The sequence below is a fragment of the Aliiglaciecola sp. SL4 genome (assembly GCF_041538045.1).
Lineage (GTDB): Bacteria > Pseudomonadota > Gammaproteobacteria > Enterobacterales > Alteromonadaceae > Aliiglaciecola.
This window is the reverse complement of sequence record NZ_JBGOSE010000002.1, coordinates 260,609-287,166: the sequence shown is the minus strand read 5'-3', so window position 1 is coordinate 287,166 and position 26,558 is coordinate 260,609. Positions and strand designations below refer to the sequence as shown.

Sequence of the window (26,558 nt, the reverse complement as noted above, 5' to 3'; positions counted from 1 at the left end):
ATCGTCGAAGGTTATCGAGCATTGAAATGCGTAAATAAAACGCTTTTAATCTCACAATTTGTCCCCACATAAAGGGATTACCGCTGGGAACGGTTTTATACTGACCCCTCATTTATAATATAAATAAGTTGATTTTTTAATCAATATAAAGGAGTTACGCTTGGAATTTTTATTTCAATACGGGTTGTTTGTAGCCAAAGCAATCACCATCGTGGTGGCAATTTTATTGGCTGTTGGCGGGATAATTGTGCTTTCTTCCAAGCAAAAACAGGGTGCTGGTCAATTAGAGATTAAATCTATGTCTGAGCAGTTTGAAGAGTTAAAAGAACATGCACAACATCTCATTTTAAGTAAAGAGCAGCTTAAGAAAAAGCAGAAAGAACAGAAAAAAGCAGATAAAGAAGCCAAAAAGAAAGACAAAGACGAGGTTAAGGCTAATCTTTTTGTGGTGGATTTTAAAGGTTCGATGGATGCCCATGAAGTCGATAGTTTACGCGAGGAAATTACTGCTATTTTATGTGCTGCACAACCAAAAGATGAAGTTTTAGTGCGCCTAGAAAGCGGTGGTGGTGTCGTCCATGGGTATGGGTTAGCAGCCTCACAATTACAACGTCTAAAAGATAAAAATATTCATCTTACTGCCGCAGTAGACAAGGTAGCAGCAAGTGGCGGGTATATGATGGCCTGTGTTGCTGATCATGTTTTGAGTGCTAAGTTTGCGATTATCGGCTCAATTGGGGTAATTGCCCAACTACCTAACTTTAATAAAGTTCTAAAGAAAAACGATATTGAATTTGAACAGCATACTGCCGGTGACTTTAAACGGACATTAACCTTGTTTGGTGAGAATACCGATCAGGGGCGCGATAAGTTCAAGCAAGAACTAGAAGAAGTGCATGTGATGTTTAAAGATTTTGTTTCTTCTAATCGTGCTGATTTAGACATTGATAAAGTCGCCACAGGTGAATACTGGTATGGTAGCCGAGCAAAAGAGTTAGGCTTAGTGGATACCATACAAACTTCTGATGACTTTTTAATGAGTAAATTAGACAGTCGAAATATCTTTTCGGTGAAGTACAGTAAGAAAAAAGGTTTGGCTGAGAAGTTTGGTAAAGCAGCCTCTACAGGGATTGAGTCTGCTTTAGTGAAGCTTTGGTCTAAAAGTCAGACCTTGTTCAAATAGATAACCGTTAAGTAAATTTTATCAATAAAAAAGAGCGACCTAAGTCGCTCTTTTTTTGTGCTGATTTTTAGTATTTACCAACCACACTTTCTGTCTTGATTTTGTTCATCTAACCAAGCTTTTAGTGGCTCGAAATAGTCAAGAATAGCAGTAGCGTCCATTTCAGGTTTACCCGTTAGGGTTTCTAATGCTTCTTGCCAAGGTCTACTTTGTCCCATTTCCAACATATTATTCAATGCAGTACCGGCTTCTTTACTGCCGTATATTGAACAGCGGTGCACAGGACCTTGGTCACCGGCAATTTCACATAAACTTCTGTGGAATTGGAACTGTAAGATATGGGCTAAGAAGTAGCGAGTATAAGGGGTATTGGCAGGAACATGATATTTTGCCCCAGGATCAAATGCATCTGCAGGGCGATCAACCGGTGCTTGCAAACCTTGATATTTTTCACGTAGTTGCCACCATCCGCTGTTGTATTGTTCTGGCGTGATTTCCCCAGAGAATACTTTCCATCGCCATTGATCAACCATTAAACCAAAAGGTACAAAGGCAATTTTATCCAAGGCTAATTTAAGTAACATACCAATATCATTTGACGCATCAGGGATGTTGTCTACCAAACCAATTTCTTTTAAATACTTAGGCGTAATGGATAAAGCAATGGTGTCACCAATAGCTTCATGAAAGCCATCATTTGCAGAGTTTTGATATAGGGTGGGTTGTTTATTATAAGCCCGCTGATAATAGTTATGACCTAGTTCATGATGTATTGTTGAGAAATCTTCACCATTTTTTTGAATACACATTTTAATCCGCAGATCTTCGATGTTATCAACATCCCAAGCTGAAGCATGACAGACAGCATCTCTCTCTGTGGGCTGAGTAAACATTGAGCGTTCCCAGAAGGTTTCTGGTAAAGGAGCAAAACCTAAAGAAGAAAAGAAAGACTCGGCTTGTTTAACCATTTGGATTTCGTCGTAATCATGCTCTTCTAATGCTTTGGTAATATCAATGACATCCATTTTTTGTTCAGGTTTTACGATGTCATAAATATTGCCCCATGATTGCCCCCACATATTACCGAGTAAATGGGCAGGGATAGGCTCATCTTGTGGCACCACATCTTCACCGTACTTTTCACCTAATTCGGCACGAACGTGGCAGTGAAGTGCTTCATAGAATGGTTTTACTTGGCCCCATAAACGATCTAGCTCTTGGCCAAATGCTTCTGCTTCCATGTCGTAACTGCCGCGCCACATTTCGCTTAAATCTTTTTTACCCAACTCTTGAGCACCTTGGTTCGCAAGTTCAGTTTGTTCTGCATAAAGGGCTTTCATGGGCGGGGAGACTTGGCGCCAACCTTCCCACATCTCTAATAATAGTTTGGGGTCACGTTCGCTTGCCATAATATTGGACATTTCAGGTAACGTGAAACACTCTTCTGTATTACGACAATACTTTCCTGCACCGTACATACCCCCTAACTCCGATCCTATCTGTGCTAATCGAGCAGATTTTTCGGGATCTTCAGGGGCGGGCATAACCAGACTATTGGTTAATAGGTTCAGCTTTCTTCTGGTGTCTTGGTCTACCTCAACAGCGTTAAATTTTGCTGATTGCTTGGCATAATTTGTCGCTTTGGAGGTGACCTTTTCATTGAAGTAGGCACTTAATGCTGCAGTATCTTGATTAATATAAGTTTGATAGGCCCATTCGGCTTGAGCTGCAGGTATGAGTAATTCTGAAATATCCTTTTGTGCTTTTTCAACAAACTGCTGCGCATCTTTTTCAGTTAGTGCTTTGGGTTCAGAGTTAGAGGGTATTTGTTGTTCGTCCCCACATGCAGCCAAACCTAAGGCAGCAATAACTAATAGTGCACTTTTAGTGCGTTTGAATGTCATGTGTTTTTCCTTTTAAAAACAGAAATGAAAAAGCGGCTAATAAGCCGCTTTAATCGTTTATCATCGTCAATTGTACAAATTAACGTGGAAGTTTTGAACCTGGATTTTGAGCAATAATTTTCTCTTGCCAATAATCTTTAACTGAAAAGCTACTCTTACCTTTGGGGTTTTTAGAAGTTTTCGTTTTTGTCGCAGCTTTGTTGTCAGATTTAGAGGGTTTCTTTTTTGCCGTTTTAGTGTTTGATCCACTAGATGCTAAATCATTAGTCATTTCTTCGAGGGCCGACAGTCGGACATTTTTCCCGCCATCAATGCTGTACCAACCACCTTTAGCTTCCACTGTTGGCGTTTTGCCATGGGCGGATTTATATGCTTCAGTAAATTTCTCAATAACCTGATCTTTGTCCAGTTTGCTCATCTTAGGATCTACACCTTTTTACTAAAAATAATTGATATTGTTGGAATGCTTTTATACCGTGTTTTATTAAAAATGTCTAATATCGACAATTATGTAGCAAAAATGCTATTAAAATGTAAAGGGTAACTATGAGCATCAATAACCAAACGTTATTAACTTACCTTAATCAGCTTCTTAAACCTGAGAAAGTTAAAGATTATTGTCCCAATGGATTGCAGGTGGAAGGAGCTTCCGAGATCCGCACAATTATTACTGGAGTAACGGCCTCTCAGGCACTCATCGATCGCGCTGTAGAGTTAAATGCTGACGCTATCTTAGTTCATCATGGTTATTTTTGGCGTGGAGAGAACCCTTGTATAGTTGGTATGAAACGGCAGAGAATTAAACAATTAATTAATAATGAAATAAACCTCTACGCCTATCACTTACCCTTAGATATCCATCCAGAGCTAGGGAATAACGCGCAATTAGCTAACAGGTTGAATATAGATGTTATCAGTGGATTGGAAGCGCAAAACCAGCAAAGTGTTGCCATGTTAGGGCAATTTGAAACGCCGTTAACACTGCAACAGTTATCTAATAATATTGAAACTTCTTTACAGCGAACGCCACAGGTGATTTCGGGTGGTAAGCACAATGTTAAATCAATTGCTTGGTGCACCGGTGGTGGACAAAGCTATATCGAAATGGCAGCAGAGCAGGGGGTTGATGCGTTTATTAGTGGAGAAATATCTGAACAGACGGTGCATGTTGCCAGAGAGATGGGAATTCACTTTATCGCAGCTGGACACCATGCAACTGAACGTTATGGTGCTAAAGCCGTTGGTGAATATCTGGCACGATCTTTTGATTTAGAGGTAATATTTGAGGATATCGACAACCCCGTTTAAGACTTTTTAAGTTTGCAAACTTTTAGGGGTGTTAATCCTCTTTGGTTAAAACCAACTTTTAATTTTAACCCATGTATTGCCCATCCACTCATACCACCAGCGTTCAAATTTATAGATGTTTTTAGACGTTGGTATTAAATAACCAGTGTTACCGTCTTCAGAATCTCTGACAATGTGTTCTGTTGGTGCTGGAATAGGGGTTAATCCTTGTTGTTGAAATAAATATACTGCTCGTTTCATATGGGTGGCCGAGGTAACTAATGCGAATTTTCTATTTTGTAATGTAGTCTTTAAGTTTGCAGCTTCTTCTTCGGTATCTTTGGATAACGGAACTTCGATAACTCGATTGGCTGGGACGCCCATGGCAATGATAAATTGCGCAGTCATATAGGCATTACTAAACGTTTGTCTACCAACGTTACCTGAGGTGAGTATTTTGGCTGAGGGGTTATGTTGCAATATTCTGATGGCTTCTGTTGCTCTGATCAGCGAGCAAGGAGAAAGTTGAGATGTAATTGGTACCGCTCTGTCATTCACGTGGGCACAGCCTAGTACAACAATATAATTTACCTTTTTAGATAAATCGTATTGTGGGTATTGGCGCTCTAAAGAATGTAAAAGTGTATTAGGAATAGGGGCAAAAGAAACCAAAATGAAAGCCAATAGCCCGACACTTAGAAAAAGCTTGGCGCGACCATATTTTTTTCGCCATAAACAAATCATAGCGATAAACAGACATATTAAAATCATCGGTAAAGGCATTAAGAATACGCCGATAAACTTTTTAATTAGGAACAAATCCACGTAAAATGATCTCCAGTAAAGTCACATGTAGTAGGCAGCTATGCACCACCTTAAAAATATCATCCTATGAGTAAAAATTCAGATCAAAGCTTTGATTCATTGATGGATAAGTTTGCTAACAATATTTACGGTTCTAGTAAGGGAAAACTGCGACACGAATTGTTAGTTAACAATCTGCGTAATTATATCAAGCTTGAAGATAAACCGCTCGACATAATCGATGTGGGGGGCGGTACAGGTATTATGAGTAAGGTAATGCTTGAGTGGGGACATAAGCTTACGTATAACGATTTGTCTGCAGATGCCGTGGCGATGGCTAAACAAAACTTAGCTGAGTTTGATGATGTTAGGTTTCTTTGTTGTTCATTAAGCGAGTTGGCAAATCAACAAAGCTATGATGTGGTGATTTGTCACGCGGTTTTAGAGTGGTTAGAGTCGCCACTGGATGCAATTTCACGTTTGGTAACTCAAGTGAAGCCCGGTGGACTTCTATCTTTAAGCTTTTTTAATAAAGACGCCCATAGGTTCGGAAACCTGCTATACGGCAATTTCGATTATTTTGCTGCTGATATGAAAAATAAGAATACGGTGAGATTGAATCCAAACAATGCATTAGAACCTAAAAAAGTCATCAATCATTTAGATAACTTGCCGGTTAAAATTATTAGTAGCGCGGGGATCCGATGTTTCCATGATTATTTAAAAGATATATCGAAACAAACAGATGAATATGAAAATATAAAAGCAGCTGAAATAAAATACGGACATATGGAACCATACAAATGGTTAGGTAAGTATTTTCATCTCATCGTTCATTGTTGAGACCTAGATTCAATTTTATTGAATCTAGGCTGGGTTATTAATTATCCATATTGTAGCCAATTGGTTTATGCCAAAAAGGTATTCTCATCCGATTGTTGTTTGTGCATTAAATCAATGTTGTTTAGGGTCGTTTGTGCGATTTGTAATAGGGCTTCATGGGTGAAGAAGCCTTGATGACCAGTAACTAAAACATTGGGAAAGCCGACTAATCTATCAAAAACGTCGTCTTGCATTATTTCCCAAGACTTATCTTCGAAAAATAGATCAGACTCCATTTCATAAACATCTAAACCTAATTGGCCAATTTTTCGAGATTTTAATGCTCTTATAACCGCCTTGCTATCCACTAACCCTCCGCGGGAAGTATTGATAAGCATTACGTCATCTTTCATTTTTCGAATAGAATCATCATTTATCATATATTGACTTTCACTGGTTAACGGACAATGTAAGCTTATGATATCTGATTCACTTAAAAGGCTATCAAGGGAAACAAATTTGACGTCTTGATCTGTACATTTTTGCGTTATTGGATCATAACAAATCACCTTGCAACCTAAGCCTATTAGTATATTGGCCGTGCATTTTCCGATTTTTCCATAACCAACTATACCAGCAGTTTTGCCATGGAAGTTGAAGCCAATTAAGCCGTTAAGACTAAAATTGTTTTCACGAACACGATTGTATGCTTTATGTAATTTTCTATTCAAGGTCATCATGAGTGCAACGGTGTGTTCTGCAACAGCCTCAGGTGAATAAGCGGGTACACGAGATACCCTGATACCCAGCTGTTTAGCCGCTTGTAAATCAACGTTATTGAAACCGGCACAACGCAATGCAATGTGTTTAATCCCCATTTCTTTAAGGTGTTCAATTACCTGTTTATCAACTTGGTCATTTACAAAAACACATATGGCATCGTAGCCCTGACACAAAGAGACAGTATCAATGGAAAGTTTCGCTTCTTGAAAATCCAAGGTGAATTTATAAAGGGCGTTTTGTTTATTAAAATAGGTAATATCATGAGATTTACTGCTGAAAAAGAGTGTTTTCATTCTGTTAGTCTCTTCGTGTGAACGATGATTTGTCGGTGAAAAAGGAATTAAAGTAGTGCCTCAATATCTTTTTGAATCGCTTCAGGTTTAGTTTTTGGGGCATATCTTCCCATGACTTTACCTTCTTTATTGACTAAAAATTTTGTAAAATTCCATTTAACGCTTTTGCTTCCTAATACACCAGGAGCCTGTGTTTTTAAAAACTCGTAAAGAGGAGATGCATTTTTACCATTCACATCTGACTTTTTAAATAGGGGAAAGTCGACGTTGAAATTTAAACTACAAAACTGTTCAATTTCAGAGTCTGAACCGGGTTCTTGATGTCCAAACTGATCACAAGGAAAACCTAATATTTCCAAACCCTGTGATTTGTATTTTTTGTATAGTGCTTGTAAGCCATCATATTGGGGGGTGAATCCACATTTACTGGCGGTATTAACGATCAACAGAACTTTACCTTTGTAATCTGAAAATTCTTTTACTTCACCGTTACTCATTGGCATTTGAAAGTCGTAAATCGAGTCTGACATATTTTTCTCATGTAGGTTGCTACTATTGTTTTCTTATATTTATATTATCGGTTCATAATTCCACTGGTGACCCGCATATTGTACTTTTGCTTTCGCGTATTCACGTTCAGCTCGCCAAGTGCGGTTATTGAGTTTAACCACAACCCCAGCGTACAAACGTTTATTCGCTATTATTTTGATTCCCTCTTGATAGGAATCTTTGGCTTGCTTCATTTTTTCACACTTTGTTTCTAACCATTCTAACAACTGTGATTCATTATTAAACATCTCTTCAGCTTCTTTAAATTTACGCTGCAGTTCTGGGTGAATATTTTTACTGCGCATTAATTCAAACTTGCCTTTGTGGCGCTGATTATTGTCTCTTAATTGCAGTAACAGTTCCTCTACAGTATCTTTTCTTTCCAAAAGGTTGTTGAAGCCCTGGCTGAAGTCAATGTTCAATTGGCTGCCAGAAACGGCACCTAAGGTGCCGGCCGTTATTGCGCCTTTGCATTGAATATCGCAGGCAAATAAATTTCCATTTGGTTTATCAATGGGACCGATTGTCACACTTCCACCGCAATTTATTTTACTGTATGCCAATTGGCGTCCAATGGTAACGTTGCCACTACATTGTACATTTAAACCTTGGCCATGTTGAACGTGAATACTGCCTTCGGCTATAAGTCTAGTGCTATATTCAGTGCTGTGTTCGTTAACCTTGCCCATGGCACCTTCTGTTATGATGATGTCGCCGCCAGCCTTAATGGTAGCGGACTCAACAAAGCCATTAATAGTGACATCTCCACTGGCGGTGATTTCCATTTTTTCAGTCACATCGCCATTCACTAACACCGCACCATCGTATTTAATATTACCGGTACCGACATTTACCCCTTTACAGATAAATGTATCATCAACCCACATTTTGCCATTTTGGAATTTTGGCATGCCGGTGATTGCAGCAATAAACAAATTTTCATCATGGTCACTACTTTTGATTCCATCACCGGGCTTGAATTTAATCCAAGCACCCACCTTAGGTGCGATTATTCCACCTTTAACATTAAAGCCACTACGTCCTTTGGTCGGCGCGATACGACGCAATACTTCGCTGTTTGCTTTGACACAAATAACGTCACCTAAGTTGCGCATGTCAACGCGGCTAGAACCACTTGTTTGTGGTTTCAATATTCTTTCAAGGGCATTGGGTACCAACGGCTTCAATTTAGAGTCTTTACCATTTTTGACTGGTAGGCCTTTAGCTACTAGCGCTTCAATTATTGAGCCAGGTTTCGCTGATTTGGTTTGTACTGCAATATCAGCTATTACCTTTTTACTTAGACCTCTTACAACACCATTGTCTTTGGCAAGTTTGACTAATTCAGCAGCTGTGGGAGAGTGCCCCCCATAGGCGGCAGTAATAGAAATAAACCCATACATATCACTGTCTTCAATACGGAATTTCACCTTTGCGTCTTTTTTCTCTGCAATCACTTCAGTAATTGTTTCGTAACTACCTTCTTTGCGCGCTTTAGTCAAAGAGTCTGCTGCATTAATGATATTCTCGTCTGATAGATATAAGTTTGAATAGTCGCTGTTATTAAAACAGTTGATAAGGGATTTTGTATCGATGTTAGGCGCTACATCGCTTGGGTTGATTACTAAATTTAAAAATTTGCCGCTATCATCTAGCCTAAAATTGATGCCTTTCATTGCTTCCACCTGAAATTAATCCGATCTATTCGTTACTGCTTTATCGACTATAACTATAAATATATTAACTTTAGACAACACCGGGAACTTTGTTGGTCAACTTGGGCTGTCAGTAGTCAATTCAATATGTGATATAAACTCGGGTCTAAGGTGCCACTCAAACGTACTTAAACACGGTAACATCTAAAATCTATTTATATCACATAAGTGAAAAAATGTACTTCCAGTTAGTTTTTAAACTAAGGGATTAATTTAGAGTGTGTAATCCGTACTTATTTGCCTCTACTATAAGCTTTCTGCGTATTGATGAAGGGCTCTGATAATGGCTCTTTTTTCTGGATTATTCTGATACTCAAATGTCAATTGTTCCAATAAATTTAAATATTCAGGCAACTTCATGCTTGCCGGTGATTCAGGATCGGTTAGGCGATATTGTCTATGACGTTGCCATTTCATGATCTCTTCTTCATTTAAACTGATAGGATAATTTCTAGCTCTATATCGAAACAATAAGGTACTAAGTCTTGGATCTTCGAATTCCCACTCTTTTGCGCCTAAATTATCAGGCGCAATTTGATGAATTTGATTCAACTTTTGGCGATCAGAATCACTTAGGAAGCCACCGGTGTATAGGGCATAGTCAGCATCCATTGAAGAATCTGACTCGCGCGGTTGATCAAATACAGCTATAAGCTTACTGGATAGGTTGGTTTGACTTTTGATGCTTGCTAAATTTTGTAAACATTGACTGCGGTCGATACCTAACCGTTGTGCATTTTCTTCGCTAAGGGATTTTGCTGGCGCTATGATTGGGCACTTATTAAGGTGGATAAGTTTAATAGGAAGTCTTTGTTGTCCCTCAGGCATATCAGATGCACGTTGATATAATCTGGCCTTTAATTCTTCAACGTCTAAGTTGAACAAGGGAGTCGGATCCAAGCCGAGATTTAAACATATAATGGCGTTTTTATTGATGGGGTGGTAGCTAATGGGCAGCACCCAAGTACAACATCCATTTTTTGCCGGTAATTTTGAAGAAATATGTACCAGAGGAACTTGGGCATCTATGTTTATATGTTCAGCTACTTTGCGTTTATTGCGCAGACTGAAAATATAATCGTATAATTTAGGTTGAGCTTGTTTAATCAGTTTAGCAATGGCAATAGTGGCATACACATCTGACAAGGCATCATGGGCATCAGCATGAGAGATCCCATTTGCTTTTGTGAGGTCTTCGAGTTTAAAACTCGGTGTGCCATCTTCTTTGTAAACCCAGTTTATGCCTTCCGGTCTTAATGCATAACATGCCCTTACTAAATCTATAATATCCCAGCGGCTATTGCCATTTTGCCATTCGCGTGCATAAGGGTCATATAAATTCCGATAAAGGGTGTATCGAGTGACTTCATCATCAAATCGAATACTATTGTAACCGGCGCTACAGGTGCCAGGTGTCGCCATCTGTTGCAGTATTTTTGAAATGAATTCAGCTTCAACCAAGCCGTCCCGAACAGTTAACTGTGGTGTAATACCAGTTACTAGGGCGGCATAGGGGTTCGGTAAATAATCATTGGGGATTTGGCTGTACCATTTTACTGGTTTATCAATAATATTGAGCTCTAGATCAGTTCTTATTCCAGCAAACTGGCAAGGAACGTCTTTTTGAGGGTTTACTCCCCATGTTTCATAATCGTGCCAAAGGATTGATGGGCTCAATGTTATCACTCTCTGCAATTAGTTTTCTCAAAACCACAGGTTAAATAAGATGAAAATTAGTTTATTTTGACCTGAGTGGAATTTGAGTTGGTAAAATAAGAATTATACAGAAACCAATAGGTTCTGCTATCCACAATGGTATTCTTAACGCATCAGACGAAAAATACTAAAATGTTTATAAAAAGTTATGTTTTTTAAACGGTTATGACTATCTTTATATTAGGTGGTCAATTTAATTCACAAATTGATGGCTAATCAAAACACTTTCGAAGCTAAGGAGAAAGGGTGGAATCATTAAAAGTAAATCACTATATGAATCGTCGGCCCGTAACATTTACCGATGAAATGCCAGTGGCAGAAGCGGTAGAGCGCCTTTTAACTGGAAAGCAATCTGGGGGAGCAGTGTTAAACCCTCGTAATAAAGTAATTGGCTTTTTGTCTGAAAAAGACTGCATTGCTCGTATGATCACATCTAGTTATTATCGAGAGCAAGTAGCCCGAGTTAAAGAGATTATGAAAACAGATGTTTTAGCTGTGAAACCTTATGATTCAATTATTGAAGTGGCCCAGCGTTTTTTAAATGAAGGTACAAAATTATACCCAGTGGTAGATGATGACGGTTATTTTATTGGCACTATCAGCCGGGCAGATGTGCTTTATGCAATAGATGTTCAACTTAGAGATGGATATAAACGCGCCTAAAAGCGTTTAATCGGTGACTTTGCTGGAAATTTGTTGGCGTTTCTTCTAGGATCCGTTGCGTTTTAACGCATCGAATTTTTGAGAATACATTGTCCAATAACCAAAATACAGCCATCCCAACTCGTGAAAATCTGCAAAAGCAGCTTTCAGAATGCCTAGGTAGCGATATTTTTAGACTGCAAAAGCGAATAAATCGTCTAGTCAAAGGTAAATCTACTGATGCTCAGTGGTTATCTGTGGCAACTGCCATTGAAGAATCCATATTGCTTCGTCAGTTTAAACAAGAAAATATTCCGGATATTAAATATCCCGATTTACCTGTTAGTGAGCATAAAGACGCTATAGGCGAGGCAATCGCCAATCATCAAGTAGTGATCATCGCGGGTGAAACCGGATCAGGAAAAACCACCCAAATCCCGAAAATTTGTTTGGAGCTTGGGCGGGGTGTTGATGGGCTCATTGGTCATACTCAACCTCGTCGATTAGCCGCAAGGACGGTTGCAGGGAGAATTGCCGAGGAGTTAGGTACATCCATTGGTGAAAAAGTTGGCTTTAAAGTTCGATTCTCAGATCATGTGGGTGATGATACTTATATAAAGTTAATGACCGATGGTATTTTGCTTGCAGAAATGCAAGCCGATAGGTTTTTAAGTAAATACGATACATTAATCATTGATGAAGCCCATGAACGTAGTTTAAATATCGATTTTATTTTAGGGTATTTAAAACAATTACTCCCTAAAAGACCTGAACTTAAATTAATCATTACCTCTGCCACAATAGATCCAGAGCGTTTCTCAAAACATTTTAATAATGCACCTATTATTCAGGTTAGCGGTCGAAGCTATCCGGTAGAAATACGTTATAACCCGCTGCAAGACAATGATGAAGAAAGCGATCAAATACAGGGAATTATTTCTGCTGTTGATGAGTTAAGTCGTGAAAAGCGTGGGGATATTTTGGTCTTTTTAAGTGGTGAACGCGAGATTAGAGACACCGCAGATGCCTTAAACAAGCAGAATTATAAAGCCACAGAGGTGTTACCTCTTTATGCGCGTTTATCGGTGGCGGAACAAAACCGTATATTTCAATCTCATGGTAGTCGTCGAATCGTTTTAGCGACCAATGTGGCGGAAACGTCCCTTACGGTGCCAGGTATCAAATACGTAATTGATCCCGGGTTTGCAAGATTGTCTCGTTATAGTTATCGCAGTAAAGTTCAACGTTTACCTATCGAAGCCATATCTCAAGCCTCGGCAAATCAGCGAGCAGGCCGCTGTGGACGGGTTTCTGAAGGGATTTGTATACGTCTTTATTCTGAAGAAGACTTTAGCGGACGCCCAGAGTTTACTGATCCTGAAATTCTGCGTACCAACCTTGCCTCAGTCATTTTACAGATGTTGTCGTTAAAGCTTGGCAACATTCAAGACTTTCCCTTTGTTCAGCCCCCAGACAATCGATTTATTAACGATGGCTTTCGTTTGTTAGAAGAGCTTACCGCTGTGGAGAAGCGTCAGGGTAAATTGAGTTTAACACAGACAGGACGACAAATTGCTAAGTTACCTGTTGATCCTCGTTATGCCAGAATGGTGGTGGAAGCAGGGCACAATAACTGTGTTTCCGAATTAATTATAATTGCTGCCGGCTTGAGCATTCAAGATCCCAGAGAACGTCCTCAAGATAAAAGGGCAGCGGCAGATCAGCAACATGAAAAGTACGCAGACAAACAATCCGACTTTGTGTCCTTATTAAACCTTTGGCAAGACTTTAAGTTACAACAACAGGAATTATCCGCGAATCAATTACGTAAATGGTGTCGAACCCACTTTATTAATTATCTGCGAATGCGTGAATGGCAAGATGTGGTTAGCCAACTGAAAAAATCCATTGTTGAGGTTGGATTTCGCTTAAATAAGCAAGAAGCTGATTTTGATACTGTGCATAAAGCCATCTTATCTGGATTGTTATCGCATATTGGTTTTAAAGATAAAGAGCGCGAATTTGAAGGGGCTAGGGGATCTAAATTTATGATATTCCCTGGTTCATATTTATCCAAAAAGCCACCAAAGTGGACCATGGTTGCAGAGCTTGTGGAAACCTCAAGGTTATTTGGGCGCTTGGCCGCCAAAATTGAACCTGAATGGATTGAGCCTCTGGCGAAACATTTAACTAAATATCAATATAGCGAGCCGGTTTGGTCGAAAAAGCGCGGAGCTGTACAAGCGCTGGAAAAAGTCTTGCTGTTTGGTCTGACAGTTGTCAACAACAGGCACGTGAATTTTAGTCAAATTGACCCTGTTGTCAGTCGTGAAATTTTTATTCGAGAAGCCTTAGTAAACGCACAAACTAAATTATCGTACGACTTTATTCACTACAACCAATCACTTATTGAAGATATACAATTGCTCGAAGAAAAGTCACGCCGTCGCGACGTATTAGTCGACGAGGAAGAGTTAGTGGCATTTTATGAACAGAGCCTGCCTCAGCATGTATGCAGTGAAAGTGGCTTCAAAAAGTGGTGGAATAAAGCAGAGCCGAAAGTTAAGGAAAGTTTAAAGTATGATCCTGAGCAGCTGAAAAAACACCAAGCAGAGCAGGTTAATGAACTCAACTTCCCCGACACTTGGCAACAGAACAACCTGAATCTGCAATTAAGCTATTGTTTTGAGCCTAACCAGATAGATGATGGGGTGAGTTTAATCATTCCTCTACCTATTTTAAATCAACTTGAGGAAATCGGGTTCGACTGGTTGATACCTGGCTTTCGTCATGAATTAATAGTGACGTTAATTAAGTCTTTACCAAAAAGGTTAAGACGTAATTTTGTGCCGGCACCGAATTTTGCTGATGCCTGTATGTTAGATATGAAATCTACCGATAATAAAGGTCATCCTTTGACATTTTTAGCTGCCTTGAGTAAAAAGCTGCTGCAAATGACCGGGGTTCAAGTAGCGGAAGAAGAATGGCAGTGGGAAGGGCTTCCCGAGCACTTAAAGTTCAATTTTAAAGTGGTAGATGGCGAAGGAAACTTGTTAAAACAAGGGCGTGACTTACACGTACTCAAATTTGGATTACAGGAAAAAATATCCACCACCCTAAAACAAGCGGCCTCTCCAGAGATAGAAAAAAGCGGACTTACCCAATGGGACTTCTCAGAACTTGAAGAAGAATATATAGACAATTCTCAGGGGTATGAAGTCAAAGCGTACCCTGCGTTGGTGGATGATAATAAGAGTGTTGCTATCAAGTTATTTGAAAGTCCAGAGAAAGCATTAAACATGCATCGACAGGGGCTGCGTCGTTTGATCATGTTAAACATTCCATCACCGTTAAGTTATTTAAAAGAAAAACTACCTAATAAAGCGAAATTAGGTTTGTATTTTAATCCATTTGGGCAAATACAAGCGCTTATCAATGACTGTATTGAAGCGGGGGTTGATCACTTAATAGACCGTTTTGAAAGTGAAAACAATGTTCGCATTCGTTCTCCAGAGCTATTTGAACGAGCACGAGACTTTGTTCGCAAAGACATAAACGAAGTGGTTCTTGATATTGCAAAAAAAGTTGAGGTTGGTTTAACCCAAGCACATCAAATACAAAAGAAATTAAAAGGTAATGTGCCGCTTAATATGATCAGTGCCCATGGTGATATTAAACAACACTTAAATTCTTTGGTTTTCCCAGGTTTTATTACCCAATTTGGTATCGTCAAAATTGACGATTGGAATCGCTATATCAAAGGTATTGCTCGACGGTTGGAAAAGTTACCCATTGATCCTAATAAAGACCGCCTGCATCAACTTAATATTGAAAAAGTGCAAAATCGGTATCAGGCGGCATTAAATAAAATACCTAAAGGTAAAGCCGTGCCTGAACAGCTAGGATTCGTGCGTTGGATGATAGAAGAGTTGCGTATATCCTTCTTTGCGCAACAACTTGGAACACCTATGCCTATTTCCATGAAGCGAATTGAAAATCAATTGCTATCATTTTAAGCGATGTTCGTTGACTTTATTGCAGATGCACCCTATAAAAGTCATAGATGTTTATTGATAGGATGAGGTAAAAGATGTTGGGATACGATGACAAGCGAAACTTTTTTCGAATGATGTTGAATTCACCGTGTGAGTTGACTGTCCACGATGATGAGTCTACTCGTTCCATGCCTGCAGTTTGTAAAGATATAAGTGCTACAGGTATGTCTTTTGAGGTGGAAGAAGAGTCGGTAGAGATAGGAACGCTTGTTGATGTGGCAATTGAATCCACAAGTAGCCAGATCCCCTCGCTAAGTGCCAAAGCCAAAGTAGTGCGCTGTGAACGTAGCTCTGATAGCAGTTGTATTATAGGCGTTGAAATTATTGAAATGAATTAGAGTTTGAATTTATTAAAGACCAAAGGCTGAAGAGCCCTTGGTCTGTTTAGCTGACAAAAATAAAAAGCCTAATTGACTCTACAAACCAGCCCTTTCAAATAAAACCCTTCAGGATAATTACTTGCCACAGGATGGTCAGCGGCTTGTCCTAAGCGCTGTAAAAAATGCACTGTTTTATTCGCATCTAATGCAGCATCGGCAACCACTTTTTGAAATAAATCTGACGATAATAAACCTGAACAGCTAAAGGTCAGTAGTATTCCACCTGGATTAAGAATTTTCATCGCCAGCATATTAATATCTTTATATCCTCGACAGGCTCGTGTTAAAGATGCTTTTGAATCTACAAATTTAGGTGGATCTAGAACGATCATATCAAAGGTTGTACCCTTGTCCCGATATTCTCTCAAAGCCTCGAATACGTCTTGTTTTACAAACTTCGCTTTACTGATATCTAGATTATTTATTTCGATGTTACGTTTTGCGGTTTCTAAAGCATTGTCTGATACATCCATATTGACCACGCTCTTTGCCCCTCCCTTGAGGGCGTAACAAGCAAACGTACCTGTGTAGCTAAAACAATTTAATACCTGTTTATCTTTGGCATAAGTGGCGGCAATTGCTCGGCTATCTCGCTGGTCAAGATAGAAGCCTGTTTTATGGCCTTGTTTGAGGTCAACAATGATTTTGATCCCATTTTCCTCAATAATAACCTCATCCGGTACTTCACCATGTAAGCTTTGCACAATTTCAGGTAACCCTTCTTTCGCTCGAACGGCCACATCACTGCGTTCCAAAATACTGCACTCAGGAAAACGCTTGTTTAACGCCCAGACAATTTTTTTACGGTGTTTCTCTGCGCCAGCTGAAAGTAATTGACAGACAATAACATTGGCATATTTATCAATAGTGATCCCCGGCAGCCCATCTGACTCTCCAGCAACCATGCGATATCCAGTTAATCCATGTTGCAATATGATGGACTCCCGTAATGCGATGGCGTTATCTAGTTTGCGTAGAAAGAATCCATTGTCTACGACCTCTTGACGATCAAAGGTCCAAACCCTAACTTGTATTTGAGATTGCGTTGACCAAGCCCCTTTAGCTAGAAAATCTCCGTCATCAGTGAAAATATCAACAGTGTCGCCGTTACGCACAACCCCCTTATGTTCTTTGATAGCGCTTGCAAATATCCAGGGATGTTTACGTAATAATGATTTTTCCCGACCGGGATGGAGAATGACAGATGCACTCATAAAAAATTCCAAAAGTTGATTGAATTAGTCATAAGTGACTAATTTAACGAAAAGCTGACTAATTTTGAGATTGTACAGCAGTCACTATATGATAGCTAAATGCGATTTAATTTTTAACTTATGGAGTGATTTTTGAACAGTCAACAGAGCATGTCATTTGTGGATTTTGAAAAAGGCGGATCCGCTGAGTCTTTAACAATAAATAGCACTAGTATTCCTAGTATTGATGCAAATGAAGTATTGGTTAAGGTTAACGCATTTGGGGTGAATAGAGCGGATACTTTGCAAAGACAAGGTAAATACCCGCCTCCAAAAGGCGAAAGTGAAATTTTAGGGTTGGAAATTGCTGGTGTTGTAGTAGCTGTGGGAAGCGGCGTTACTAATGTCAAAGAAGGCGAGCGAGTGTTTGGGTTAGTCGCTGGGGGCGGCTATGCACAATACGCTAAAATTCTAAGTGATCATGTGTTTAAAACACCAGATAGCCTTAGCTGTGAACAAGCGGCTGGAATTGCAGAAGTTTTTTTAACCGCTTACCAAAGTTTATGTGAAATTGGTCAACTGCAACACGGACAGTCAACCTTAATACATGCAGGAGCTAGTGGAGTAGGGCTTGCCGCTATTCAGTTGGCTGATTTGATTGGTACCAAGATCGCAGTAACCGCGTCTTCAAGTAAAAAATTGCAAGTGTGCGCTGATTTGGGCGCCGATACTTTAGTTAATTACAAGCAACAAGATTTTGCTGAAGCATTATCTTCTGAACGTTTTAAAGCAGATGTGGTAATTGACTTTATTGGTGCTGAATATACCAATCGAAGTTTAAAAGTGCTGAATATGGATGGCTGTATTATTCAGTTAGCCCTGCTAAATGGTCGTTTTGGCGATAAATTAGATATGGCGTTATTGCTAGGTAAACGAGCAAGAATACAAGGTTCTACCCTGAGAAACAGAAGTGATGAGTATAAAACAAACTTAATCAATGGGTTCTGCCAACGCTTTTTGAGTGAGTTTGAAACTGGCAAGTTGAAGCCGATAATTGATACTGTCTACTCAGTTGAAGAGATTGCTAAAGCACACGCTAGAATGGAAGTTAATGACACCATTGGTAAATTAATTTGTAAATGGTAGCAGGGGAGTCCCCCTGCTACCTAAACTGTGGATTCAAGTCTATTGAAAACCGCTGTCTTCCAATAAATCTTTGGATTCGGCGGCGGTTCTTGCTAAATCATCGCACCGCTCATTTTCAGGGTGTCCTGAGTGGCCCTTCACCCATTCCCACTGAATCTTGTGCTTTTGAGCTTGTTCATCAAGTCTTTTCCATAAGTCAGCATTTTTAACCGGCTTTTTATCAGAAGTTCTCCAACCGTTCTTTTTCCAATTTTTAATCCATTGATTAATGCCATTTTTAACGTATTGGCTATCTGTGGTGAGTGTTACCTGACATGGTTCTGTAAGAGTACTTAAAGCTTCGATTGCTGCTAGTAACTCCATACGATTATTCGTAGTATGTTTAAAACCTTGGCTTATTTCTTTGTTGTGTTGATTAAATTTAAGAACAGCACCATAACCACCTGGGCCAGGATTACCAAGACAAGAGCCATCTGTAAAAATTGTAATATGCTTCATGGAAATATTCGTGATTTAAAGTTGTAGGCAAGTATAATGATTGCTACTACTAATGCCAATTGAGTTGATATAAATGCGTCAAATTGTTTTAGATACGGAAACGACTGGAATTGATCCTAAACAGGGTCACAGAATCATTGAAATAGGTTGTGTGGAGTTGGTTAACCGCAAGCTTACCGGTAATCATTATCATGTTTATATAAATCCAGAACGTATTGTAGAAGCTGAAGCCATAGAAGTTCATGGTATCACCAATGAGTATTTGGCAGACAAACCAAAATTTAGAGACATAAGCCAAGGGTTTGTAGATTTTATTCGTGGGGCGCAGCTGGTGATCCACAATGCCCCATTTGATATTGGCTTTATGGATCATGAATTTCAACTAATGAATCCGGTCAGTCCGGTAAAGAGCCGGGAAATTTGTCGGGTTCTTGATACTCTAACCCTGGCGAGGGAATTACATCCGGGTCAAAAAAATAATTTGGATGCGTTGTGTAAACGTTACGGTATCGATAACTCCCATCGAGAATTACACGGGGCTTTGCTGGATTCAGAAATTCTAGCAGATGTTTATTTGTTGATGACAGGTGGACAAACCGACTTAAACTTGAGCGGCAACAAAGCAAACGACAACAGTAATCAAAACGCAAATACCATTCAACGTTTAGATGCAAACCGAAAACCATTCAAGGTTATCCAAGCTTCTGCCGATGAATTAGAACAACATCAAGCACGATTAAAACTTGTAGAGGACAGCAGTGGTTCTTGTATCTGGCATCAGCCAAATTAGGTTAATGAGTCTATGGACAGTAATAATATTGCTGTCGTTTCTGGGCATGACTCACGTTCATGCCCAAAGCCCTGTTGAAGAAAACCTGCAACCATTGCATGAATTAGGGGATAAATATCACAACAGCATTAAGTTACTGCAAAATCGTTTTCGAATAGATTACCAAGTTGATGAAATTACAATGGTGTTTTTTCGAGAATTTGGCAGTGCCCCCGTTGTTTTAGTAAAACCTGATGGCTCTAAAATTTTCGAATCCGATGCCGATGGTGAAAATATCTTTTGGTATGATTCTGCAACTTATGACCTCGTCAATATTAAAAACCCCACGCCTGGGCCTTGGCAAGCTGTAGGGCAAATATTGCCAGAAAGCCGAGTCATGGTGATAACGGATATCGAACTTCATGCAAAACCTCTCCCTAGTGTTTTATTTTCAGGGGAAATCCTCAAACAGACCGCCCGATTAACTAATGGCGGCGAGCCCATCAGTGCGACTGAGTTTCGCGACGTTGTCTCATTAGAAATAAAGTTTGTGAGTACCAATAACCCGAATTACAACAATTTCGGTGCAGAAATCGCGACCATAGCAACCTTTGAAGATAACGGCCGCGGAATGGACGAAACACCATTAGATGGTGTGTTTACGGGGCAGTTTAACCTTTCTGTGGCCAACGGTGAGTGGACACCGGTATTTATGGTAAGTACCCCTATGCTTACCAGAGAGCAAGTCGATCCGCCGTTAATGCTTTATCCTAACCCAATTAAAATTAATATGATTGAAGACGGTGGAGGGGATGGATATCACAAGTTAATGATTGATGCAGAGCGCGAATATGTGGATATGAATTCGCTGTTAATAGATGGCAAAGTACGCTTTCCAAATGGCGATGTACAAAATTTTTCATTAACCGAACAAACGCCAAATGCACGAGAATATTTAATTGTGAATTATGAGTCTGGTGTCTATCGCATAAAGTTAACCGCATATGGAAATACTAAAAGCGGACGAGATTTTATTTTGGATGTGCCGGAATATACCTATTTAGTTGAAGAGCCTGAGGTCGTTGTAGAACCACAGATGCAAACTACCAACGGAGATGGCAATAATCTTACTGATGCTAACGCACTTTCAACGCAATCAATGCCAAATGACGCCATAGAGCCTGAGGAAGAAAAAATGTCTCAAGGCCTATTTTGGGGGCTTATTATCGGGATTAACTTGATAATTATCGTTATTGGCAGTGTAACCCTGTGGTGGTATTTAAAACCTTCCCAAAAGCCCATGGAGGCGGCGCCAAGTAATACGGCCAAGGCGGATAGCCCGAAAGTAAGTGTACTGAATAAAATTAAAAACGTTTTTTCTAAAAAAAAGGTGGAGCAACCAGAACCGGCTCCTGTTAAAAAGAATAAAGATGATTCAGGAATTATTGATTTAAGCATTCCTAAGAAAGACCAATAGATAAATAGTCTTTGCTTTCTTCTGTGTTTTTATTGAGCGTTTTTGAGGCTTTTGCACAAAATTAAAACAAATAGACACATTAGCTTCGGATATACGAAAAAACTGGTTGACTCGCTAATAGTGAACCCTTATTATCTGCGCCGCGGTTGACTAGGGGGTTCTACAAAACTAGTTAATAGCATTTCAATAGGTCAGCGGAGTGGTAGTTCAGTTGGTTAGAATACCGGCCTGTCACGCCGGGGGTCGCGGGTTCGAGTCCCGTCCACTCCGCCAACATATTGAAAAAAATTTGCGAATGGAGTGGTAGTTCAGTTGGTTAGAATACCGGCCTGTCACGCCGGGGGTCGCGGGTTCGAGTCCCGTCCACTCCGCCAGCAAATTTATTCTGTTTTAAAATGCGGAGTGGTAGTTCAGTTGGTTAGAATACCGGCCTGTCACGCCGGGGGTCGCGGGTTCGAGTCCCGTCCACTCCGCCATTTAAAACGACAGACTTGTCTATAAGTCGACAGCAAAGTGTTTTAATGCAATGCTGTATGTTCCGAAATTATCCATTCTTTAGTAAGTTATATTCCCAGCAATTCGTTTTGTTAAAGCTGTTAGTTTTCATATCTAAGATTATTGTTTGTTGAAATAGCAGATAATTAAATTATCTGCTGTTTAACTATTACTTCTTCTTTGCTTTTAATTAACTTTCCTTGAGTGATTGCCGTTTCTACGCAAATCATGCTTTCAAAGCTATCAGAGTGCATATCTTTCATTCTTAAGCAGTTGTCTTTCCATGGGTTCCAAACAACGATACTGTCGTGTCCTGTTGAGCGTACGCTTATATGGTGACCATTGTTGATTTCGACTAACACCGCTGGGTGCAAATGTACGCGGTCGGTTTCTTGCCTAATTCGATAGGTTTTTGGGGTTTCAAATTCCTCATAACCTTTGGTTTTGTCCAAATAGGGGCCATGCAAACCCACAAGGGAAACGTCATCAATATCATCAATGCTAAAGTAACTATGAAGCGCACAGCCTAGATTAATATCTTCGGCGTCTAAATTGCGCGTAATCAACTCTACAACCAAGGTTTTACCCACAGTGACTTTCAGTTTTAATGCACTTTTATATGCCCAACCTGGGCCTTGAGTCGTTTTGGGACTCAATATTAATTGGGTACCTTGATTGTTTTCTTCTGCTGAGTCTAAAGACCAAATTTGAGTGCGGACAAAACCATGAGAGGGCAGGTCATCGCGATTTTGATTATGTCCATCTCCAAACCAAGGCCAACAAATTGGAATACCACCACGAATGGCTGTTTTGTTGTCAAATATTGCCGCATCACTAACCCAAAGTCGGTCAATATTATCTGTTTTTGGTATGAAACTTAAAATATGCCCACCGAATAGAGAAATCGTAGCTACTGCGAAATCGTTGTTAATTTCTAATATATCGTTCTCACCTCGTTTACCGCTGGAGATACTTGAAGGTGTGTTCATATTTAAATACCTATTAAAATGAGTGTTAATTAAAAATGCTGGAATGGCTAATATATGATCGAAACAAGAGTTTTACTAAATTTGATTGGAATAATATAAAAAAAGCGACCCTAAGGTCGCTTTATGTATTTCTAAATCTGTTTTTATTTACTGATATGGGAAACTAAATCCAGAACTTTGTTAGAATAACCAATTTCGTTATCGTACCAAGATACGACTTTTACAAAGGTGTCTGTTAGTGCGATACCCGCTTTGGCATCAAATATAGATGTTCTAACATCGCCAATAAAGTCTTGTGAAACGACAGCGTCTTCTGTGTAACCTAAAATACCAGCTAAGTCACCTTCTGAAGCTTCTTTCATAGCTGCACAGATTTCATCGTAAGTGGCGGGCTTTTCTAAGTTAACCGTTAAATCAACTACAGATACATCTGCAACTGGTACTCTAAATGCCATTCCGGTTAATTTACCGTTCAATTCTGGGATTACTTTGCCGACCGCTTTTGCTGCGCCTGTTGAAGAGGGGATAATATTCTGACTTGCACCGCGTCCTCCTCGCCAATCTTTATGAGAAGGGCCATCTACAGTTTTTTGCGTCGCTGTGGTGGCATGAACAGTGGTCATCAATCCGTCAACAATACCAAACTTATCGTTCAGTACTTTAGCCAAAGGCGCTAAACAGTTGGTGGTGCAAGATGCGTTAGAAACGATGTCCTGACCTGCATATGATTCATGGTTAACACCCATAACGAACATAGGCGTAGTGTCTTTTGATGGAGCAGAAAAGACCACTTTTTTTGCACCAGCTTGAATATGTTTACGCCCTGTTTCGTCGGTAAGAAATAAGCCGGTACATTCAACAACAACATCAACATCTACTTCGTCCCACTTCAGCTCAGAAGGATCACGTTCTGAAGTCACGCGTACTTGTTTGCCATTTACCACTAAATGACCGTCAACCACTTCAACAGTACCGTTAAATTTTCCATGAGTTGAATCATACTGAAGCATATATGCCATATAATCAGTATCAAGAAGGTCATTGATTGCTACAACTTCAACATCAGAGCGTTCGCACGCAGCTCTAAAAACAAATCGTCCAATTCGGCCAAAGCCATTAATTCCAATTTTGATTGCCATGAATGTTCCTCAATTTTACATTTGGTTGTAAGATAATTACAAAAATTATGGATCATAATTGCCCATAAGGCAAAAAAAACCCGTATATTTGTTGTTTTATTACGATATATTCACTGCAAACGTATTCAATAACGACTTATTAACATAATAAAGGATAATGTATTTGCCATCATATCAAAGTTTACGGGTAAAATTAGTACCTTAATAATCATTAATTTCAGTTAAACTTGAGAAACGAGGTGCTATTTATTAGCCTTTGAAGGTTTATAGATAAAGTTTTGAGCACTCAAGATGGTGAGTCTTTAAATTCGCTACGCAGAGTAGTAGGTAATATCTATAGAATATAGTTATAGATATTTTTACACCCTGCTAGGTAAAATTTCAGTTTCATATGAGACGATGTTTCTCTTAAAACTCGTCAAAGTACTATATTAATAGGACACAAAGCGACATGACTTCTCCTCTTATCGATAAGCTTGTAGATATAAAAGGTGTAGAATCAAATTACATCGATGCATGGGGTAAACCCGAAATCGTAAAAGAACAAAGTAAACGTAAATTATTAAAGGCAATGGGGTACCAGGTTGATGACGAAGAGTTATTAATCAATCAGGTAGAAAACGAGTTTCAACAAGTCTGGATGTCGCCACTTAACCCTGTGCAGGTTAATCGTGATAGCGATGAACTTTTTATTACTGTTCGGTTACCTATTGAATTGGTTAATGATGATTTTATTATTGCCATTGATTGCGAAGATAAGAGCAGAATTGAGCAGAAGTTTGTGCCTATCGATGGGGACTTAATCAACGCAACCATCATTGAAGATATCGAATTTCAAGAATACCTGATTAAAATCAACCATTCGTTGCCATTAGGGTATCACCAGCTTTATTTGTTAGCAGACGATGGTGACCAAATTGCCGTTATGCGAATGATAATGGCGCCGTCGGCTTGTTATCACCCTCAAACTATTTTAGACGGTGACAAGGTATGGGGCTTAAGCGTACAACTTTACTGTCTTCGCAGCGAAAATAATTGGGGAGTAGGTGATTTTTCAGATTTGGCACAGTTGGTTGAGTCAGCAGCCAAAAATGGAGCTCAATTTATAGGTTTGAATCCTATTCATGCCCTTTATCCTGCTAACCCCGAAGCTTGCAGTCCTTACGGTCCTTCCTCCAGACGTTGGCTTAACTTTATCTATTTAGATGTTACCGCCATTGATGGTTATAACAGTAAAGACGTGCAAGCATTGGTGAACGATGCTGAATTTAAATCTAGTTTAGAACACCTACGTAGTGTTGAATATGTAGATTATGAAGGTGTAACACGTTTAAAGTTACAAGCTCTTGAGCTAGTTTTCGAAAACCAAAACTCCCAGTTTTTAAGTAAAAATACTAAGCAAAATAAAGCCTTTAAAAAATTCATAGGGGACGGTGGCGAAAGCCTGCAAATGTTGGCGACTTATGATGCTTTACAGGAGCACTTAGCTATTGACGGCAATCCTTCATGGGGCTGGCCAGTTTTTCCAAAAGAATATGCAGACTTTCAATCACCAGCCGTATCTAAGTTTATTAAAAAGAATAAAAATAGGATCAAATTTTACTTGTTCTTACAATGGCAGGCTGCATTGCAACTTGAAGCTGCTAATCAGGTTGCCAAACAAAACAGCATGTCCATCGGTATTTATCGTGATTTAGCTGTGGGTGTTAGCGAGGGAAGTGCGGAAATTTGGGGTAATAAAGACCTCTATTGCACCGATGCAAGTGTAGGAGCTCCGCCAGATGTGCTTGGCCCCTTAGGACAAAATTGGGGCTTGCCTCCCATGGATCCTGAAAAACTTTATCAGCAACAATATCAACCAATTATCGATTTGTTTGACTCAAATATGAAGTCTGCTGGTGCATTAAGAATTGACCATGTGATGGCATTGTTGCGGTTGTGGTGGGTAGCCAAAGGCGATAATGCTAAAGAGGGGGGGTACGTATATTATCCTGTAGACGATTTGTTAGGTATTTTAGCCCTTGAAAGCCAACGCCATAAGAGCTTGGTCATCGGTGAAGACCTAGGCACAGTGCCTGAAGAAATCCGTGATAAACTAGCTGAAAATGGCGTGTATTCCTATCGCGTTTTCTTTTTTGAGCAAGCCAAAGACGGTGGTTTTTATTCGCCTTCTGATTATCCTATTCAATCTATGTCAACCTTAACGACTCACGATATGCCGACTCTTTCTGGTTATTGGCATTGCCATGACCTTGAGCTTGGCAAGGAATTAGGGTTGTACCCAACTGAAGAGATACTATCGAGTTTGTACGCTAGTCGGCATAATAATAAACAGCAAATATTAGATAGCTTACATGGACACCATGCCATACCAGAATGGATGGATCGTCAAGTTGATCAACTTGGCATGAGCAAAGAACTAAACTATGACATGCAAATACATATGGCAACAGGTTCCAGTGCTTTGCTCAGTTTGCAACTTGAAGACTGGTTACAAATGAATAAACCTGTCAACATACCTGGTACGTTTAAAGAGTATCCGAACTGGAAGCGCAAATTAAGTCAAGATTTAGAGCAAATATTCTCTGAACCGGAAATTGTGCTTTTAGCGAAAAAATTAACTGAGGCAAGAGACAACGCAAAGTAATTCTGTAATTATACTTTACTTAAACGGTTAAGGTTCTATATTTTGAACTGACGTTAACCCAAAAGGCGAATC

The 26,558-nt window shown here is 39.5% G+C and carries 21 protein-coding genes and 3 tRNA genes; 13 read left to right on the top strand and 11 right to left on the bottom strand.

From position 1 onward, the window contains the following. The first annotated feature begins 160 nt into the window (after positions 1-160). Positions 161-1,183: a protease SohB gene (sohB, locus tag AB6T38_RS04920; protein WP_372546247.1), complete on the top strand. Its 1,023-nt coding sequence runs from the start codon at positions 161-163 to the stop codon at positions 1,181-1,183. 74 nt (positions 1,184-1,257) lie between these two features. On the opposite strand, the gene AB6T38_RS04915 is transcribed toward sohB, so the two are convergent. Together AB6T38_RS04915 and AB6T38_RS04910 are read right to left on the bottom strand one after the other, a co-directional pair. Beyond that, positions 1,258-3,087, bottom strand: a complete 1,830-nt coding sequence (locus tag AB6T38_RS04915) for a M2 family metallopeptidase (protein WP_372546246.1) — start codon at positions 3,085-3,087, stop codon at positions 1,258-1,260. A gap of 79 nt (positions 3,088-3,166) precedes the next feature. Next, positions 3,167-3,505, bottom strand: a complete 339-nt coding sequence (locus AB6T38_RS04910; RefSeq protein ID WP_372546245.1) for a hypothetical protein — start codon at positions 3,503-3,505, stop codon at positions 3,167-3,169. A 128-nt stretch (positions 3,506-3,633) separates the two neighbouring features. On the opposite strand from AB6T38_RS04910, the gene AB6T38_RS04905 reads away from it, so the two are divergent. Beyond that, complete coding sequence (locus AB6T38_RS04905) at positions 3,634-4,395, top strand: Nif3-like dinuclear metal center hexameric protein (protein WP_372546244.1); 762 nt, start codon at positions 3,634-3,636, stop codon at positions 4,393-4,395. Positions 4,396-4,440: 45 nt separating this feature from the next. On the opposite strand, the gene elyC is transcribed toward AB6T38_RS04905, so the two are convergent. Next, positions 4,441-5,199: an envelope biogenesis factor ElyC gene (elyC, locus tag AB6T38_RS04900; protein WP_372546243.1), complete on the bottom strand. Its 759-nt coding sequence runs from the start codon at positions 5,197-5,199 to the stop codon at positions 4,441-4,443. 66 nt (positions 5,200-5,265) lie between these two features. Here elyC and AB6T38_RS04895 point away from each other — a divergent pair, with 66 nt between their 5' ends. Further along, positions 5,266-6,021: a methyltransferase domain-containing protein gene (locus AB6T38_RS04895; RefSeq protein WP_372546242.1), complete on the top strand. Its 756-nt coding sequence runs from the start codon at positions 5,266-5,268 to the stop codon at positions 6,019-6,021. A 65-nt stretch (positions 6,022-6,086) separates the two neighbouring features. On the opposite strand, the gene AB6T38_RS04890 is transcribed toward AB6T38_RS04895, so the two are convergent. From AB6T38_RS04890 to sbcB, 4 genes are all read right to left on the bottom strand, one after another. Next, complete coding sequence (locus tag AB6T38_RS04890) at positions 6,087-7,076, bottom strand: 2-hydroxyacid dehydrogenase (protein WP_372546241.1); 990 nt, start codon at positions 7,074-7,076, stop codon at positions 6,087-6,089. A gap of 47 nt (positions 7,077-7,123) precedes the next feature. After that, positions 7,124-7,606 (bottom strand): glutathione peroxidase, encoded by a 483-nt coding sequence (locus AB6T38_RS04885; protein WP_372546240.1) that lies wholly within the window; start codon positions 7,604-7,606, stop codon positions 7,124-7,126. 39 nt (positions 7,607-7,645) lie between these two features. Further along, positions 7,646-9,301, bottom strand: a complete 1,656-nt coding sequence (locus AB6T38_RS04880; RefSeq protein ID WP_372546239.1) for a DUF342 domain-containing protein — start codon at positions 9,299-9,301, stop codon at positions 7,646-7,648. 285 nt (positions 9,302-9,586) lie between these two features. Beyond that, entirely contained in the window at positions 9,587-11,023 is a 1,437-nt protein-coding gene (gene sbcB / locus AB6T38_RS04875) for an exodeoxyribonuclease I (RefSeq protein WP_372546335.1), read from the bottom strand. A 279-nt stretch (positions 11,024-11,302) separates the two neighbouring features. On the opposite strand from sbcB, the gene AB6T38_RS04870 reads away from it, so the two are divergent. The 3 genes from AB6T38_RS04870 (at position 11,303) to AB6T38_RS04860 (ending at position 16,091) form a co-directional block, all read left to right on the top strand. Next, on the top strand, positions 11,303-11,719 hold the full coding sequence (locus AB6T38_RS04870; RefSeq protein WP_372546238.1) for a CBS domain-containing protein: 417 nt from the start codon (positions 11,303-11,305) through the stop codon (positions 11,717-11,719). Between the two features lie 89 nt (positions 11,720-11,808). Beyond that, the gene (hrpA, locus tag AB6T38_RS04865; RefSeq protein WP_372546237.1) at positions 11,809-15,714 is read left to right on the top strand and encodes an ATP-dependent RNA helicase HrpA; all 3,906 of its coding nucleotides are present in this window, start codon (positions 11,809-11,811) and stop codon (positions 15,712-15,714) included. A 74-nt stretch (positions 15,715-15,788) separates the two neighbouring features. After that, positions 15,789-16,091, top strand: coding sequence for a PilZ domain-containing protein (locus AB6T38_RS04860; protein WP_303473788.1), 303 nt, complete (start codon positions 15,789-15,791; stop codon positions 16,089-16,091). A gap of 68 nt (positions 16,092-16,159) precedes the next feature. Here AB6T38_RS04860 and AB6T38_RS04855 read toward each other — a convergent pair whose 3' ends face one another. After that, positions 16,160-17,347 (bottom strand): class I SAM-dependent methyltransferase, encoded by a 1,188-nt coding sequence (locus tag AB6T38_RS04855; RefSeq protein ID WP_372546236.1) that lies wholly within the window; start codon positions 17,345-17,347, stop codon positions 16,160-16,162. A 150-nt stretch (positions 17,348-17,497) separates the two neighbouring features. Here AB6T38_RS04855 and AB6T38_RS04850 point away from each other — a divergent pair, with 150 nt between their 5' ends. Beyond that, entirely contained in the window at positions 17,498-18,472 is a 975-nt protein-coding gene (locus AB6T38_RS04850) for an NAD(P)H-quinone oxidoreductase (protein WP_372546334.1), read from the top strand. A gap of 39 nt (positions 18,473-18,511) precedes the next feature. Here AB6T38_RS04850 and rnhA read toward each other — a convergent pair whose 3' ends face one another. Further along, positions 18,512-18,970, bottom strand: a complete 459-nt coding sequence (gene rnhA, locus AB6T38_RS04845) for a ribonuclease HI (protein ID WP_348490060.1) — start codon at positions 18,968-18,970, stop codon at positions 18,512-18,514. A 73-nt stretch (positions 18,971-19,043) separates the two neighbouring features. On the opposite strand from rnhA, the gene dnaQ reads away from it, so the two are divergent. The 5 genes from dnaQ (at position 19,044) to AB6T38_RS04820 (ending at position 21,692) form a co-directional block, all read left to right on the top strand. Next, positions 19,044-19,760, top strand: coding sequence for a DNA polymerase III subunit epsilon (gene dnaQ, locus AB6T38_RS04840; RefSeq protein WP_372546235.1), 717 nt, complete (start codon positions 19,044-19,046; stop codon positions 19,758-19,760). Positions 19,761-19,806: 46 nt separating this feature from the next. Further along, positions 19,807-21,216 (top strand): TIGR03503 family protein, encoded by a 1,410-nt coding sequence (locus AB6T38_RS04835; RefSeq protein ID WP_372546333.1) that lies wholly within the window; start codon positions 19,807-19,809, stop codon positions 21,214-21,216. 196 nt (positions 21,217-21,412) lie between these two features. After that, positions 21,413-21,489 (top strand) — tRNA-Asp (locus AB6T38_RS04830). 24 nt (positions 21,490-21,513) lie between these two features. After that, a tRNA-Asp gene (locus tag AB6T38_RS04825) sits at positions 21,514-21,590 on the top strand. 25 nt (positions 21,591-21,615) lie between these two features. Beyond that, positions 21,616-21,692, top strand: a tRNA-Asp gene (locus AB6T38_RS04820). Positions 21,693-21,857: 165 nt separating this feature from the next. Here the strand turns inward: AB6T38_RS04820 and AB6T38_RS04815 are convergent. Together AB6T38_RS04815 and gap are read right to left on the bottom strand one after the other, a co-directional pair. Continuing rightward, complete coding sequence (locus AB6T38_RS04815) at positions 21,858-22,700, bottom strand: D-hexose-6-phosphate mutarotase (RefSeq protein ID WP_372546234.1); 843 nt, start codon at positions 22,698-22,700, stop codon at positions 21,858-21,860. Positions 22,701-22,843: 143 nt separating this feature from the next. Further along, entirely contained in the window at positions 22,844-23,839 is a 996-nt protein-coding gene (gene gap / locus AB6T38_RS04810; protein WP_372546233.1) for a type I glyceraldehyde-3-phosphate dehydrogenase, read from the bottom strand. A 451-nt stretch (positions 23,840-24,290) separates the two neighbouring features. On the opposite strand from gap, the gene malQ reads away from it, so the two are divergent. Continuing rightward, on the top strand, positions 24,291-26,486 hold the full coding sequence (gene malQ / locus AB6T38_RS04805; RefSeq protein ID WP_372546232.1) for a 4-alpha-glucanotransferase: 2,196 nt from the start codon (positions 24,291-24,293) through the stop codon (positions 26,484-26,486). Positions 26,487-26,558: the final 72 nt, after the last annotated feature.